11 protein-coding genes and 2 tRNA genes are annotated in these 15708 nt (G+C 47.4%); 5 read left to right on the top strand and 8 right to left on the bottom strand.

What is annotated here, in order from left to right; all coding sequences use genetic code 11:
- Positions 1-9: 9 nt before the first annotated feature.
- Together ftsZ and METLIM_RS12775 are read right to left on the bottom strand one after the other, a co-directional pair.
- Entirely contained in the window at positions 10-1119 is a 1110-nt protein-coding gene (gene ftsZ / locus METLIM_RS12780; RefSeq protein ID WP_048146400.1) for a cell division protein FtsZ, read from the bottom strand.
- Positions 1119-2444: a D-aminoacyl-tRNA deacylase gene (locus METLIM_RS12775; RefSeq protein WP_004079056.1), complete on the bottom strand. Its 1326-nt coding sequence runs from the start codon at positions 2442-2444 to the stop codon at positions 1119-1121. The genes ftsZ and METLIM_RS12775 overlap by 1 nt, the downstream gene beginning before the upstream one ends.
- A gap of 281 nt (positions 2445-2725) precedes the next feature.
- On the opposite strand from METLIM_RS12775, the gene ileS reads away from it, so the two are divergent.
- Positions 2726-5884 (top strand): isoleucine--tRNA ligase, encoded by a 3159-nt coding sequence (ileS, locus tag METLIM_RS12770; protein ID WP_004079054.1) that lies wholly within the window; start codon positions 2726-2728, stop codon positions 5882-5884.
- A gap of 124 nt (positions 5885-6008) precedes the next feature.
- On the opposite strand, the gene METLIM_RS12765 is transcribed toward ileS, so the two are convergent.
- Both METLIM_RS12765 and METLIM_RS12760 read right to left on the bottom strand, forming a co-directional pair.
- Positions 6009-6752: a tRNA(His) guanylyltransferase Thg1 family protein gene (locus METLIM_RS12765; protein ID WP_004079052.1), complete on the bottom strand. Its 744-nt coding sequence runs from the start codon at positions 6750-6752 to the stop codon at positions 6009-6011.
- A 23-nt stretch (positions 6753-6775) separates the two neighbouring features.
- Entirely contained in the window at positions 6776-7036 is a 261-nt protein-coding gene (locus METLIM_RS12760) for a PRC-barrel domain-containing protein (protein ID WP_004079050.1), read from the bottom strand.
- 52 nt (positions 7037-7088) lie between these two features.
- Here METLIM_RS12760 and METLIM_RS12755 point away from each other — a divergent pair, with 52 nt between their 5' ends.
- Positions 7089-8255 carry a CBS domain-containing protein gene (locus METLIM_RS12755; protein ID WP_004079048.1) on the top strand — a complete coding sequence of 389 codons (1167 nt, stop codon included), beginning with the start codon at positions 7089-7091 and terminating at the stop codon, positions 8253-8255.
- 85 nt (positions 8256-8340) lie between these two features.
- Here METLIM_RS12755 and METLIM_RS12750 read toward each other — a convergent pair whose 3' ends face one another.
- From METLIM_RS12750 to METLIM_RS12740, 3 genes are read right to left on the bottom strand one after another with little or no spacing between them, the layout of a single operon-like run.
- Positions 8341-10011, bottom strand: a complete 1671-nt coding sequence (locus tag METLIM_RS12750) for a radical SAM protein (RefSeq protein ID WP_004079046.1) — start codon at positions 10009-10011, stop codon at positions 8341-8343.
- Positions 10001-10621 (bottom strand): 6-hydroxymethylpterin diphosphokinase MptE-like protein, encoded by a 621-nt coding sequence (locus tag METLIM_RS12745; protein ID WP_004079043.1) that lies wholly within the window; start codon positions 10619-10621, stop codon positions 10001-10003. The genes METLIM_RS12750 and METLIM_RS12745 overlap by 11 nt, the downstream gene beginning before the upstream one ends.
- Positions 10611-12080 carry a DHH family phosphoesterase gene (locus METLIM_RS12740; protein ID WP_004079041.1) on the bottom strand — a complete coding sequence of 490 codons (1470 nt, stop codon included), beginning with the start codon at positions 12078-12080 and terminating at the stop codon, positions 10611-10613. The genes METLIM_RS12745 and METLIM_RS12740 overlap by 11 nt, the downstream gene beginning before the upstream one ends.
- A gap of 96 nt (positions 12081-12176) precedes the next feature.
- Between METLIM_RS12740 and METLIM_RS12735 the strand changes: the two genes are divergently transcribed.
- A tRNA-Lys gene (locus METLIM_RS12735) sits at positions 12177-12250 on the top strand.
- A gap of 321 nt (positions 12251-12571) precedes the next feature.
- Positions 12572-12645: transfer RNA gene (locus tag METLIM_RS12730), tRNA-Lys, on the top strand.
- Positions 12646-12735: 90 nt separating this feature from the next.
- Here METLIM_RS12730 and METLIM_RS12725 read toward each other — a convergent pair.
- Positions 12736-13629 (bottom strand): ABC transporter ATP-binding protein, encoded by an 894-nt coding sequence (locus METLIM_RS12725; protein ID WP_004079039.1) that lies wholly within the window; start codon positions 13627-13629, stop codon positions 12736-12738.
- 259 nt (positions 13630-13888) lie between these two features.
- Between METLIM_RS12725 and METLIM_RS12720 the strand changes: the two genes are divergently transcribed.
- Positions 13889-15706, top strand: coding sequence for an ABC transporter permease family protein (locus METLIM_RS12720; RefSeq protein ID WP_004079038.1), 1818 nt, complete (start codon positions 13889-13891; stop codon positions 15704-15706).
- Positions 15707-15708: the final 2 nt, after the last annotated feature.

Raw genomic sequence — 15708 nt, 5'->3', positions numbered from 1 at the left:
TTGTATTACTCACCTGAGAAAGTCTATATCGTACTCGCGGGATGCGGGCTTTTGTGAATACTCATCACCCTTCCCGTAAATCTGTGGCGAACTTACGCCTGTAACCACAAGCATGGTTCTCATCTTATGGTGCATATCCGGATCAATCTGTGCTCCCCAGATAATACGTGCATCAGGGTCTATCCTCTCATAGACTTCCTGTACAACACCTTCGGCTTCCTTCATTGTCATATCAGGGCCGCCGACTACATTTACAAGTGCAGCTGTTGCATTGGATATGTCCACATCGAGAAGCGGAGATCTGAGTGCCTTCTTGACTGAATCAGCCGCTTTGTCCTCACTGTCACTCTCACCCATACCTATCATTGCCACTCCTCCGCGTTCCATAACTGTACGGACATCGGCGAAATCAAGGTTGACAAGACCTGGCTGAGTGATAAGTTCTGTAATACCTTTGACGGCACGCATCAAAACTTCATCGGATACTTTGAAGGCTGCATGCAGTGGGAGGTTGGGTACAACTTCCAGAAGTCTGTCATTCGGAACCACTATGACAGTATCTGCAACATCGCGCAGCCTCTCAAGACCGGCTTCGGCATTCTCGGCCCTTATCGCGCCCTCAACCGTGAAAGGCAGGGTTACAATTGCGATGGTGAGTGCGCCCTCTTCTCTTGCGGCCCGTGCGATTACCGGCGCAGAACCTGTGCCTGTTCCTCCTCCAAGCCCGGCAGTGATGAAGACCATATCGCTCTCTGCAAGCTTTGCCTTAATCTCCTCTTCGTTTTCAAGCGCCGCTTCCTCTCCCACCTGCGGGACAGAACCTGCACCAAATCCCTTTGTTCTCTTCCTGCCGATGAGGATCCGGTAATCTGCCTTTGTTCTGATTAGGTGCTGTGCATCGGTATTAAGTGCATACAGGGTTGCACCGTCAATACCCTCTTCTGCCATTCTTGAAATGGTGTTAGATCCGCCTCCGCCACAGCCTACAACTGTAATTCTTGTCCTGAGTGATTTGAGAATCTCCTCCAGATCCTCATCCTCGCTGCTGTAGGGACGATCAACAATCATTTCGGTATCCTCCCTGCTCCTTGCCAGCGCCTCTTCCACTATTGATTTCATCATAGATATCTTTCCAAACCCTCTAAGTGAATTATTTTCTCATCAACTACTGAGACCATCTCCGGAGTAATTTTTCTCCCCTCAATAATTATCTCATTTCCGGATGCCAGTTTGCCATATAGCGGACCCGGCGGGACTCCTGCTTTTTTTGCCGCATCAGGGTCAAACCTGACTCTTCTGATAATTATTCTGTCATTGTCGGTGACAGTAAATTCTTCCTTGTGTAAGGTTTTGACACACAAAGTAATTAAATCATTTATTAATTTTAATCTGTTCTCTTTATATGAAATAAATTCCGGAAGTAAATTTCCGGAAAGCGACGTTATGCAGACTAATGGAAGTTTTTGAAGCGTTTTAACGACTGCGCTTTTATCTGCCCTGAGTGCCTCCTCAAAGAGGTCTGCGTCTATTCCAAACCGGAATAATTCTCCTTTTCCGGAAATGGCCATGATTTTAACTTTTCCTGCGCCTTTTACTTCATCTGCCATCTCTCTGATCTCAAGAAATGTTTCCCAGTCAAGTTCTCCGGCTGATATAACCTCGCCTTCTGAGAGCAGGGGCAGGTTAAGGTCTGCAAGTATCTTCTCAATTCTTCTCAGATCGCTCTTAGGGACACTTTTTTTGTCTATGTATGCCGCCTGTGCGCCGGAATTTTTTATCATTCTGATGACGGTCTCTTTATCCGCATCCGGAACTTCGCGTGAGTGGCATATATGGCCAAATCCCGCGTTTGAACTGAGCGCCATCTCAGTCTCCCTTGCGGCATAGTGGTTCCCGCCAAACCCTATAAGCCGGATGACCTCCGGAGAATCCTCCTTTAACACTTCCAGGAGTGAACCGGCAACGGCGGATGCTGCATCTTTGTCCGCCCATTCCTTCTCAGTGCTGCCGATCTCAACGAAAAAAGAAGGTGTTCTGAGATCAGTCGGGCCGTGGTGGGTCACTTCATAGGACACGCTGTAGCCATCGGGTGCATTTTTCAAAAGCGCATTCAGTGTCCTGTGCATCCACTCCGGAGCTGCCATGGCCAGTGACTCCGGTTCTCCGCCGTAGTCTGCGGTCTTAAAATTGCCCGTTACATGCACTGTGAGTGCCGGGGCGGGGTTTACGCTTGTATGCCTTGAGATGAATATTATCAGGTCGCAGTCAGTTCTTACATCGAGGTTATCCTCATATATGAGGCGCTCTTCAGTCTCTAAAAAGACGATCTCATGTGTGAAGTACCTGAATATCCCGCTGCCTGAATGTCCGGTCATCTCCAGGAGTTCTTCCCTGATATGGCATCCTGCGGGGTCTTTTGCTGAATTAACTATTGATATTTTCATATTTTTCTGCTGTGAATTTTTGTCTGCAATTATCTTTCCTGCCGGAGTTCTTTTCCGGAATAACTGTTCGTAGGATAATTTCTGTTTATATCTCTCTTTTTAGCCTGAATATTTGTATATTTTCTCATATCCGTCTCTGTAGTTTAATTGATGCGGCATATTCTCCGGCGAAGGATCTATATGCTGTATGCGGTATTCATGTGCCCAAATATATATGCCGCTCTCCAAAGTGCTATGTTAAAAGAATTACAAATATTACAGGACTATTCGAGGGATTGCAGTTGAAAGAGGTGACAAGCAGCTTTAATGCAAAAGAGGTGGAAGGCGAGGTCTTAAAATTCTGGACCGAAAACGACACCTACGGTAAAGTTAAGGAACTAAGACGTGAAGGAGACGATTACTTCTTCGTTGACGGTCCTCCTTATACGACCGGACATATCCATCTTGGTACTGCGTGGAATAAGATCCTTAAGGATACAATTCTGCGCTACAGGAGGATGTGCGGATTAAATGTGACTGACCGTGCAGGTTATGACATGCACGGACTGCCGATTGAGGTCCGCGTTGAAAATGAACTTGGTTTTAAGTCCAAGAAGGATATCGAGAAGTTTGGCATATCCGAATTCATTGAGAAGTGCAGGGACTTTGCAGTCACGCATAAGGATATTATGTCTGACCAGTTCAAAGCGCTCGGCATCTGGATGGATTTTGACAACCCGTACCAGACAATAACTCCTGACTATGTGGAGGCGGCATGGTGGGCGCTTAAGAAAGCGGATGAGAAAAATCTTCTTGAAACCGGTTCACGTGTTGTGAACTGGTGCCCGCGCTGCGAGACTGCGATTGCAGACTCTGAGGTTGAGTACTGGGATGAGCAGGACCCGTCAATATATGTCAAATTCCCGGTGAAAGGTGCAGAGAAGGAGTACCTTGTCATCTGGACGACAACTCCGTGGACACTGCCGGCAAATGTTGCCGTTGCTGTCAGAGAGGATTTTGTCTATGTGAAAGTCCTTGCAGAGAAGGAGGGCCTGTCGGAGTATCTCTGGATTGCCGAGGACCTCGCTGAGGAAGTCCTTAAGAAAGGAAGATATAAGGACTTTTCAGTAGTGGAGAAGAAGACCGGTGCAGAACTTGCCGGAACCGAATATGAATCTCCGCTTGCTGAGTTTGTACCAAGGCAAAAGGAGGTCGCACACAGGGTTGTTGTGGCAGATCACGTAACTCTTGAGAATACCGGAATGGTTCATACTGCACCGGGGCACGGCTGGGATGACTATCTCGTCGGACAGAAGGAGAATCTTGATTCCCTGTGCCCTGTTGACGGAAGGGGTATCTTTACAGCAGAGGCCGGAGTTTTTGCCGGACTTTTTGTAAAGGACGCTGACGCAAAGGTTCTTGAAGCGCTCGGCGATCATCTCCTGCGTGAGATGAAGATTGTGCACAGATACGGGCACTGCTGGCGCTGTAAGACCCCGATTATCTCTCTTGCCACTGAACAGTGGTTTATTGCAATCCCGAAGATCAAAGAGCAGATGCTTGATGAAATTGCAAAGGTGAAGTGGTATCCTGAATGGGCAGGCAGTGCAAGATTCCACGATTTTGTCGCTGATGCAAGAGACTGGTGCATATCCAGGCAGAGATACTGGGGCATTCCGATTCCGGTATGGAAGTGCGACACCTGCGGTAATCATGACACTTTCGGCACCATGGCCGAACTGAATGAGAAGGCAGGCTCAAACCTTACTGATCCTCACCGCCCGTATGTGGATGAGATCACATACTCCTGCTCATGCGGCGGGACTATGAAGCGGGTTGAGGATATATTCGATGTCTGGTTCGACTCCGCGATGGCCTCATGGGCGACAATAGGCTACCCCGGAAAAACCGATGAGTTTGAGAAACTCTGGCCGGCGGATTTCATAACCGAAGGTCAGGACCAGACCAGAGGGTGGTTCTACTCACAGCTCGGCGCCTCAACGATTGCCTTTGACAGGTCACCTTACAAGAGTGTGATGATGCACGGTTTTGCCCTGGATTCTGACGGCCGGAAGATGAGCAAGTCGTTTGGAAACGTTGTAACGCCTGAGGAGGTCATTGAGAAGGTCGGTGTTGATGTGCTCAGGCTTTACATCATGTCTGCAAGCGCACCATGGGACGATCTCAAGTTCAACTGGGAGGGCATCAGGACAACAAACCGTGCGGCAAATATTCTGTGGAATGTGTACCGCTTCCCGCTTCCGTATATGATCCTTGACTCTTTCGTACCGGAAACAGATGTGACGGGCATCTGGGACGGCAGGTATGTCAGGGAGAATTTCGCGTCAATGCCTGATGAGGATCGCTGGATCATCTCAAGAGTCAATACTGTTGCATCCGAAGTAACCGGTTACATCGAAAACTGCGAGCTTCACCGTGCAACCCGGACGCTTATCTCCTGTATTCTTGAGGACATCTCCAGGTGGTATGTGCAGCTTGTCCGGTCAAGGATGTGGCTTGAGGAGGATTCGGTGAGCAAGAAGCAGGCATATGAGACTATGTACTATGTCATGAGGAGGCTTTCAGGCCTGCTTGCACCGTTCACTCCGCATATATCCGAGAAGATATACAGCAACCTGAGATCAGACGCCGACCCTGCAAGCGTTCATATGCTTGACTGGTTTGCAGGTGATGACTCCTTAAAAGAAGCATCAGCTGAGGCTGAGATGGCAGTTGTAAGGTCCTTTGATGACGCTGTTGCTACTGCAAGGCAGGACGGCAGGAGGAAGCTCAGATGGCCTGTTGCAGAGGCTATTGTAATCACAGATTCTGAAGTCGCCGAAGCTGCGGTTGTAAGGCTCAATGAACTCTGCTGCCAGCGTGCCAATGCACGCAAAGTTACGGTTGTTAAGGGTGCATGGGACCGCATGGGCGTAAAGGCTGAACCTGTTATGAGGGCTATAGGGCCTGAGTTTGGAAAGGAGGGGCCGAAGGTCAAAGCCGCAATCGAAGGTGTGGACGCAGCAATGCTTAAGCGTGAAATCGGGGCAAACGGCTCAGCCGAAATCTCCGGCTACGCAATTACAGATAAGCATGTTGCATTTGAAGAGGAGCTCCCGGAGAATGTCTTCTCCGCAAAGATGGACGGGGGCATTGTCTGTGTTGATGTAACACTTGATGACGATCTCATAGCCGAAGGGTACTCAAGGGAGGTCATCAGGAGAATCCAGGAGATGAGAAAGCAGCTTGACCTTCAGGTCGATGACTCAATAAATGCCGTTGTTCAGGTGGAGGATGATAAGATTCTGAATCTGGTCTCCGGATGGAAGAAGACAATAATGAACGAAGTGCGCGCAAAGTCCCTTGAATTCTCCGGGATGGGAGATATTGAAGCGTCCCTTGTCCAGGACTGGGACGTTGAAGGAATAAAGATGAATATCGGAATTTCGGGCCTGTCCTGAATAAAATATTCATAGATATTTTTTGAGCCGATAACAGTTTTTCTTCACTTTCAATGAAACCGGCTTTGTTTTCTGCCGGAAATTAATCCGGGCTATTACAAAAAAGTGTGGTATATTTTCTGTTTTACTGTCCGCTGCCGCGTGACAGCAGTTTTTCAATGTATTCATCCGCAGTTTCAGTGTCACTGAAGAGGGGTGGGTTTTTGTCAGCCGTAATTATGGTCCGGGTGGCTGTAACTTCAGTATTTGTGACCGGGTTAAAACCCTTCCTGAGCACTTTTGCCTTATGAATTATCGTTCCGCGCCTCTGCCATGCCGGTGTCTCAGAGAGATTGACGCCCCGCTTAAACATCATCTCATGCATATCTCCGGATTTCATCCCCTTCATTATCCTGGCAGTCTCGGTGCCTGATTTTCCTTCGGATATAAGTGCGCTCTGGCAGTAGGCGTTCATATGGTTTCTCCATGCCTCACTCTGCCGCCACGAGAGATATTCCCTGATCTGGTCCTTCTGTATCATTATTACTCTTGAATCAAATGCCAGAGGCTTATTCAGGCCAAGTTCGAGCAGAAGGGCGGACGCCGCATATGAGGCACAGACTGAATTTATCTTCTCGATACGCCCTTTAAATGGAAGATTTGTAAAATAGAGGCTTATCTCATCTGAAAATGTATATGCAAATTCCGGTTCAAGCCCGCTTTCAGAGATCAGTTTCTCAGACACCCTGCACATGGCACTGCTGAAATTATCATCAAAGGGTTTTTTGAAATCCAGATCTCTTGTCAGGCTGTGAAATGCCCTTCCGTCAAGCCTGACAATGACAGGCGGCACTGCATAAAGGGCGCTGAAGATCTCTCTTTCCTGCATAAAAAAATTTCAGATCCTCTGTTTTATTTGGATTCATTCTTCGGGAACATATTGGTGAAATGACGGATGATAATTATATCTCCGATTGACTTTATGATCCTGTAGGGCACTTTAATTCCGGTGAATCCTTTCATCTGAACAAGTTCAGGATTTAAGTCGCCAACGGCAAGAGCATCTACTTTTTTTGTGTCAATATTCAGTATGGCATCATCTACCGTTCCGACACGGACAGCCTTGTCTGTATAGACCTCTACCCCGAAGAGTTCGGTGATTTGTGTTTTCATCGTTACCGGTTGAAGGTATAATACTTAATATTTAAAAATATAATCTATCTCAATGCAGGATTCAATACAGATTGGGAGACTGTTTGGTATTCCTATCAGGTTACATTTCACGTTTCTTCTGGTAATTCCCCTTTTTACATATATAATCGGCTACCAGATTGAATACAGCGCATCCTTTCTTGAGGATATCTACGGTCTGCCTTACGGGATGGACCTCTCGCTTATCACTGCCGGAACTATGCCCTATGTTCTCGGCGCTGTTGTGACAATATCCCTTTTTGCAGGTGTACTGATACATGAGCTGGCACATTCTGTTGTTGCGCTCTCAAAAGGGCTTGAAGTTACGGGTATTACCCTGCTGATACTTGGCGGCATATCTTCAATAGATGAAGGCAAATCGCCCGATCCTGCTGTGGAACTCCCTATGGCGCTTGCAGGGCCGGTTGCAAGCCTCATTATCGGAATTCTGACCTCGGCAGCGGCTTATATCTCTTTTGTTACAATCCAGCAGCCCGCATATGCCTCACTTATATTCTATATCCTCGGCTATCTCGGCTTTTTAAATGTCCTTCTCTTCCTCTTCAACCTCATTCCGGCCTTTCCAATGGACGGCGGCAGGGTGCTCAGGGCACTTCTTGCAAAGAGGATGCCGATTCACCGGGCGACAAAAATAGCGGCGGATGTCGGCCGGGGTTTTGCGATAATATTCGGCATAGTCGGACTTTTGGTATTCAGTCCTGTGCTCATCATAATCGCAGTCTTTGTCTATCTCGGTGCCGGGCAGGAGGCATCAGTGATGAGGTATAATGAGCTTTTAAAGGATGTCTATGTGAAGGATGCAATGTCCTCTCCTGTGACGGTTGTAAGCCCGCGTATGCCGCTCTCAGAGCTTGTTGACCTCATGTATCAGACGAGGCATCTTGGCTTTCCTGTTATGGAGGGGCAGGACCTCGTAGGTATGGTCACTCTTACAGACGCCGGTTCCCGCTCTTCCATCGACAGTGAAGCCCTGGTTGTCGGGGATGTGATGTCATCCGATCTTTTAACCGTTTCACCGTCACAGCCGCTCGCAGATGTGCTTAAGCTCATGTCGGTGCAGAATATAGGCAGAATTCCGGTGGTGAAAAACGGCAGGGTCGCCGGCATCGTCACAAGGACAGACATCCTGAAATTCCTTGAGATTAAGGAACATTCCGGGGATAAAAGAAAAAACGTCTGAAAAAAATTCTTGTCTCAGTATTTTATTATCTCATCAACGGGTGTCTCACCGGGACGACCACTCTGATAGATGCCTGCAATGCAGATCAGAATTTTATTATGTCATCAACGGGTGTCTCACCCGTGATTTTTCTGAATTCTTCAATATTTTTAAACGGCCGCTTTGAAATGATGGATGCCGCCCTCTTCTTCCCGACTCCGGGCAGATACTTCAGAGCATGAATGCTCAGTTCATTTATCCTGACCGGAACTGTCATTGCGGTTACTGATCTAAATCCCCAGTCTGTGACTGCTGCATCAGTGACAGTTCCCTCTTCTGTCTCCTCCGGAATTCCGACAAGTATCGGGTATGATCCCATCTGCCGCCCGAATGAGGTTTTGCCGCTCTCCTCGATGAATATCTCCTTAAGGATGGTCCCTGCCGGGAATACTCTCTTTAACATAGGCAGGTCAAAATTCCGGCGGACATCATCCTTAAATGCCTTAAATTCCTTATCGTGCATGCCGATTGTATTCTTCTCATAAGCGTCCGTTCCCTCAAATGGCATCACCTGCCGGATATTTACCCTTCTGACAAGCAGCCCCCGCCTGACAACTTCGCGCAGGAATTCAAGGTTGAGCCGGTACGTATCAGCCGTCTCACCCAAAAGTCCGGTGACGAAATTTATCCCCGGCAGGAGTTCCGGTATTCCGTCTCTTCTTACTGCTCCGACTTCGTTTACAATTTCAATGGCTCTCATGACCTCTTCTGCTGAGGCTTTGAGGTTGTTTGCAGAGACTACCGCAGGATCGGCTGACTCCAGGCCGAATGCCGCGACATCCCCTGCTGTATGCCATCTGACAATCGCCCTCAGAGCTTCCTTTGCCTCTTCCTCATGGGCTGCAATTGTGCCGGGATTCACATTGTCTATATGCAGTGTATGGAGGCTGGGTGCATTTTTTCTTATTCCGGAGAAGAGCCTCTCAATAATGTCGGGTTTTGGTTCCGGAAATTCATCTCCGGTCTTTGCTCCGTATGCCAGGATGTCGGGCTGCCTCCCGACTCTGATATGCTGCGCACCATTCTCATGAAGTGCCCCGGCTTCCGCAAATATGCCCTCCATGCTTCTGAAAACAGGTTCACCATAGACTGACTCTGTGCAGAACGAGCATCCGCCCGTTACAGATCTTGAGCACCCGCGTGCTGTCTCCATCTCACAGATTACATAGGGAAAACGGGGGTGTTTTTTTATGATGAAACTTCCGGCGGTGCTGAACCTGTCTATTTTTTCGTAGTTCAGCTTTCCTTCCGGTTTTCTTCCGGAGAGTGCATTGTCAAGGGCTGATCCTATCTCACCTTCGAGTATATGGTCATAGGACGAGAAGCACTGCTTCTCTGCATAATGGCCTCCGCCTCCCGAATATCCAAGATTTAAAGGGCCGCCGAAGAATGTCTCAGGCTCTGTCAGAGACTCTCCTATCTGCATTATCTCAGTTGCCGTTGCCGGAGTTCCGGCAAAATACTTCCCCGGCACTGTAACTCCGGATATAACTATTACACAGTCGCTTCTCTTTAGTTCTGAAAATATGGCGGGGTTCTTTCTGAGCTGGTCAATGGTGTAATATCCGGTATTAAACCCCCTCTCTGCACACACGCCTGCTGCGTAGCGGACATATGGTGAGATGTAGGGTGATACTCCGAGGCAGGCAGGTTCATCGACATATCCATCGATGATTACGGCCTGGGCTTCTTTACTTTCGGAATTATCAGATCTCATATCCAATTTCACTTAAGAGGTCCCTGGCAATCATCAGTTTTCCTCGTTTCATAGGGTTTACTGATCTGTCATCGAGGTCAAACCCGGCAAAGATTATCTCTTCCGCACCAAATTCGTCTGCCGTAAATGCCGCCCTGTCTCCGTCCGTGAATCCGCCATAATTGTGGACGTTTGAGAATGGCTCCGACTGGGTTGTGATTACGAGCGGGCCTTTAAAGCGCGGTATCCAGTTTTTAAGGAGAAATATATTGTCTCCGTGAGCATGGACAACAATTATAGTCCCCTTGTCATTCATCTCAATGAAACTTTCGTCACAGCCGTCAAGATCAGTGAATATCGCATCCGGAAGTATGCCTGCCTTATATAGTCTCTCGGATGCGGCATCTGCGGCGAGAACTTTTCCTTTTATTTTCTTTATGTCCGGGTCGAGGCAGGGTGCGTTTCCGCATACTGTCACTGTACTGCCCTCACAGAGTTTTTTTAAGAGATTTATATCATCTCTGTCAGTAAGTTCAGATGACAGGACGGCGGCTTTCTCATCCCCTTCCCTCTCAAATCCAAAATAGTCGAGTATTTTTGTGTAATGGGGTTCCCAGTCTTTAAATTTCATTTGGCTCTTTTTTGTTTATTTCTACGAGGTCAGCAAAACGTTCGAGAATCGGTTCAATTACAAGTGCGAGAAGTTCTTCCTTGTTCTTCACAAGGGAAAAAGAGTTGAGCGGTATCCGCGCTGCCGCCATTGTGGAGTGGCCTCCGGCCTCACCGATGTCGGAGAATGCCTCTTTTAAGACATTGCCTACATGTAGCCTTATGTCCTTGTTTCTCGCCGATATGGTAATAAATTCTTCCCCTATGCCGTATGCGATCGCTGTGTTTATGCCTTCAAGCTGGATCATCAGGTCTGCGGCCTGCGGAATTATGTCGCGGTTTCTGACATATCCGACATTTGTGAAGAGATAACCGCTCTGGACTTTCCTGTTCCTGATAGCATTGCCAAAACCTTCCAGGGTCTCCGGCGACATTGAGGGTGATGTAATCTTGCTGAGGAGATCTCCGTCTGTCAGGGGCAGGAGGTATGCGGCATAATTGAGATCCTGTGGTGTTGTGTTTCTGGAAAAATCCCTTGTGTCTGCCCTGATCCCGTAAATAAGTGCGGTTGCAACCTTCTGGTCAATTGATATGCCGAGTTCCTGTATGTACTGTGTTATTATCGATGCTGTTGCACCTGCATTTGGTCTGATGTCAACAAATTCGGCCGGAACCGCCTGTTCGTTATCCGGAGGCATGTGGTGGTCAACTATTATATTGACATGGATGTTGTCGGGTACTGAATTGTTTATACCTGGTCCTGGTGAGTCAACAAGTGCAAAATAATCACATTCATTTATGACTTCTTCGGAGTATTTCACCATCTCTATGTCAAGAAGGGTGACAAATGCCCTGTTCTCCTGATGACCTATTTTGCCATCATATACGATTCTGCATTCAAGTTTCCCGCCGCTCGCGCTTTTTGCAATTGCACAGAGGCCCATTGCGCTTGATATCGCATCCGGGTCCGGGTTGGCATGTAGAAATATACCCATTATTCCTTCACTTTCTGAGAGGAAACGGTAGAGTTTTCTTGCGAGTCTTGAAGAGTGAAGTTTTCTGATATGGTGTACTGCGGATTTTGCAAAGACTTCCTGCGGATAAAGTGTTATGTCTGCACCGGCCTGTTCGAGGAAGGAGAGACTTAACCTGTCAACAGCTCTTGCGATTACGTAAGCCGATGGATAGATATCCTTTACCGTCTTTACTGCTTCGAGGTTGGCATTTTTATCGCTTGAAAGGACAAATACGACTTCCGGAGCCGGTAGTGACTCCAGAAAATCGTTTTTCTGTATGTCGCGGACTATTGCTTCGTAGTTTTGATCTCTTAAATCCTCGACTCTCTTTTCATCGGAGTCGATGATTATGATCTCATCAGAATCATGCGCGAGTTCTTCAACGACATTATAACCGATGCTTCCACAGCCAAGGATGAGGTACTTCACCTTATCCGAGGAGCCATTAGGCAGGCTATCTGGCATGTAACATCATATATCTACTTCTGGATTTATTAAGGGATTTCCGAAATCTATATATCGTCACGGATGCAAGATATGTGAGCGCAAAGGCGCAGTTGTGGGCCTGTAGCTTAGTCAGGCAGAGCGACGGACTCTTAATCCGTAGGCCAGGGGTTCAACTCCCTTCAGGCCCGTTACAACTTCTTTTCAGGGTTTTTTCCGGTAATTACAATTATGCTGCTTTTTTTTATTTCCAAAAAAATCTGTTGTCTGTACTGTAGCGGCAGCTGCACTTTCACATCCTGGTGATGCCTGCATCTCTTCTGATCCTGCCGGAAGCACGTTTTAAAACGCTCTCCGTTTCCTTCCGGAAATTTCTGCGCTTAGATTCTGCACTATAATTAGCAGACCATAACCGGCGTTATTCTCCCTTCACCGGTTAAGCGGTGGAGATCAAAACCGAAAGTTCTAAAATGCCGTATGTGTTAGTTATATAGGCGCAGATGCGCAGTTGTGGGCCTGTAGCTTAGTCAGGCAGAGCGACGGACTCTTAATCCGTAGGCCAGGGGTTCAACTCCCTTCAGGCCCGTTACAACTTCTTTTGTGAAATTTCTGAAATAATTTAAGTGGTTTTTATTCTGTAAAAATAGATTTCGGTCTTATTCTGCTGCCCAAAGGCTTATTCTCCAATCATAACCAGCATATCCTCAAGGCTTGGATAGTGTGACTCTATCTTTTTAACTCTGCCGCCGCCCTTTGCGACAACATTCGTCAGATTGCTTAAGTCGTCCACATCCTCAACCGTTGCCGAGATAATTCCGGCAGACTCCGAATAGTCGCCAATAACGCCTTCGAGGAGATCCCGGTCATCAAGAACAAATTCTATCTCATATGATACAGAACCGAATTTACTTCTAAGTTCATCCATATCTCCAAGGGCGAGGGTTTTGCCTCTTCTGAGTATGAGCACCCGGTCACAGATCTCCTCCACCTGGTAGAGATTGTGCGCCGAGAGAATGATCGTCTTCTCCCCTTCATCTTTAATCTCACGCAGGAATTCGCTTATGTAACGCGATGTCATCGGGTCAAGGCCGGATGTCGGTTCATCATATACAAGAAATGAAGGGTCATGCATAAGTGACCTCGCAATGGCCGCCTTTCTCTTCATACCCTTTGAAAATTCGCCCATCTTTTTGTCGCCCGGATCAAGCTTCAGCTTGGAGAGGAGCTCCCGGCTCTTCTTTCTGATCTCTTCATCTGAAAGGCCGTATATCTCGCCGAAAAACGCAAGGTAACTCCAGACATTCATATTTTCATAAAGCCTGGATTCTTCCGGAAGGTAGCCCAGAGTTCTCTTGTGCAGGTCCGGATGCCTGACTACGTCCACCCCGTTGATCTCAAGTTCACCGGAAGTCGGCTTAATAAGCCCGGACATGATCTTTAGCAGTGTTGTCTTCCCTGCACCATTATGGCCTATTATTCCAAATATTCCGGGTTTATCGAATTCAAAGTCAACTCCGTCAAGAGCTGTGAATCCGTCAAAGTCCTTTACGAGAGATTGGGCGCGAATCATCACTATCAGGGATTACTTTACACCATTTTTTAATAAAGATTCCTGTTGCGGCGGGCACAGTCTGATTTATCATCTCTGCACTTTTTTGGTTGCCGCACTCTAAATCTTCTTATATAATCAGCCTAATAGAAGAAACAGAGATAAGGGTGGACTTACGCAATTACCATCCCTGCAATAATAATTCGCCGCATAACTGGTATGTGTTATACCATTCCGCAAACTTTGAAAATATTATATCAGCTGAGGGGAGAAGGGAAGAATGGGAACTGCTCTGAGAAATATAGGTACACTTTCTAAATGGGAGATAAAGCGTTTTGCCGGCACGATGAGCCGGGATGTCCTTCCCATATCCATTGTCCTCTTCATTCTGCTGATTGCGGCAACCGGACTTACACAGCAGAGCGGCATGCACCTCCAGGACGACATATATACCGCCGGGATTGACAGCGCGGATGCTGCATCCGTCCTTGCAGGTGATGAGAGATTTCAGATATATCTGATTGATCCTGCATCCGCCTCAGCCGGAGCATATGGTTATTTTGATATTACAATTATTGACGGTATTGTGTCACGCCTGGATACGGAGAAGGCGTCTGCTGCCTTAAACGCCCTTGACAAGGACTATACACGGTACAAAACTGCCGTGTACAATCGTGAAAATGATATATTTGCCGTATATCCGCTGCTCATTGACGAGCAGTATGTAATAAGTGAACTTGACTTTCTTGCAACCCAGAGCGGGCAGCTTGCAGTATCTCCGCCAAACCCTTTCAGGGCGCCCGTACCCTCACTGCCGGCAGAGTATGTGACTCCGCCTGCCGATGCCAGAAATATCAACCCTGAGGAGTTCCGGTTCGGACTTATTGAGGGTGAGGGGGAAGACAGCCGGATATCAAGATATACCGATATGCTCACCTCTTCGGGAGAAAATGCACTTGAGTACAAGACACCTTCGCAGCTTGCACCGCCGCTCCCGTTCGACTCGATAATACTGGTATTCGTATTTGTATTCCCGCTCTACTTCACGTCACAGTTCTTCATGATGAGTATTATGAATGAGAGGATAGGCAGAAGCGGTGAGGCGCTGCTTGCCTCACCGGTTCCCGGATGGCAGATAATCCTTGGGAAAGGAATTCCTTATTTCCTGATGATGCTTGCGATATCAACCATTTTAACTGCCCTTACAAGCGGGGAGTTCATAATTCTCCTGCCGCTCATTCCGGTGATATTCTTCTTCCTTGCCAATGCCCTATTTATCGGGATGACGGCGAGGAGCTTTAAGGAGTTATCCTTCATATCTATCTTCTTCTCCACCGTTGCAACATCGTATATCTTCTTCCCGAGCATCTTTGCAAATATCCATGTGGTAAGTCTCGTATCACCCCTTACCCTGATAATCCTTCAGCTGCAGGGCGATGGCTTCACATTTTATGATTTTCTCTACTCAACATCATTGTTTTTCATCACCGGAGCAGTGATCTTTTACCTCTCAGCAAAGAACTTCACCGAGGAGAGACTCTTTAACTACCACAGGCTTATTCCAAGGTTAAGGGAGTTTATCCGGACAGTTATATCCGATAAATGGACAAACTCTTCCCTCTTTGCAATAAGTGCAATTTCTGTTCCATTTGTATTTATGGCGCAGATGATGGTTCTCGTGCTCTTCTTCAATCTGCCGATGCCGTATTCACTGATTGCCATACTTATATCTGCGGCGTTCATTGAGGAACTTGCAAAGTCGGTAGGGGTCTATACTCTCTATTATACATCTCCGGAATATTTCAGTCTGAGAAATATCATTGCCGCCTCTTTTGTGATAGCGCTTGGCTTTCTTGCGGCAGAAAAGCTCCTCTTATTTGCGACCCTCGCTGAGATTACGGAGTCGGTATTCGGCGAGATTATGTTTGCAAGCCTTCAGGTGCTCTGGCTTCCGCTCTCACTGCATATGGTTGGCGTTCTGACGACCATATCATGCCTTAAAATCGGTGGGAGGCGTGCATATGCCTTTGGGCTGATTGCGGCGACTATAGTTCATGTCCTGTATAATCTCTATTTCATTTTAGGATGGGGTGTGTAGAA

This window comes from Methanoplanus limicola DSM 2279 (assembly GCF_000243255.1).
GTDB classification, from domain to species: Archaea; Halobacteriota; Methanomicrobia; order Methanomicrobiales; family Methanomicrobiaceae; genus Methanoplanus; species Methanoplanus limicola.
This window is presented reverse-complemented; position numbering and strand designations above follow the sequence as displayed.

Coding starts and splice junctions, on each gene's coding strand:
- ftsZ (WP_048146400.1), bottom strand. CDS start 1,119: ATGAAATCAATAGTGGAAGAGGCGCTGGCAAGGAGCAGGGAGGATACC.
- METLIM_RS12775 (WP_004079056.1), bottom strand. CDS start 2,444: ATGAAAATATCAATAGTTAATTCAGCAAAAGACCCCGCAGGATGCCAT.
- METLIM_RS12765 (WP_004079052.1), bottom strand. CDS start 6,752: ATGCAGGAAAGAGAGATCTTCAGCGCCCTTTATGCAGTGCCGCCTGTC.
- METLIM_RS12760 (WP_004079050.1), bottom strand. CDS start 7,036: ATGAAAACACAAATCACCGAACTCTTCGGGGTAGAGGTCTATACAGAC.
- METLIM_RS12755 (WP_004079048.1), top strand. CDS start 7,089: ATGCAGGATTCAATACAGATTGGGAGACTGTTTGGTATTCCTATCAGG.
- METLIM_RS12750 (WP_004079046.1), bottom strand. CDS start 10,011: ATGAGATCTGATAATTCCGAAAGTAAAGAAGCCCAGGCCGTAATCATC.
- METLIM_RS12745 (WP_004079043.1), bottom strand. CDS start 10,621: ATGAAATTTAAAGACTGGGAACCCCATTACACAAAAATACTCGACTAT.
- METLIM_RS12740 (WP_004079041.1), bottom strand. CDS start 12,080: ATGCCAGATAGCCTGCCTAATGGCTCCTCGGATAAGGTGAAGTACCTC.
- METLIM_RS12725 (WP_004079039.1), bottom strand. CDS start 13,629: ATGATTCGCGCCCAATCTCTCGTAAAGGACTTTGACGGATTCACAGCT.
- METLIM_RS12720 (WP_004079038.1), top strand. CDS start 13,889: ATGGGAACTGCTCTGAGAAATATAGGTACACTTTCTAAATGGGAGATA.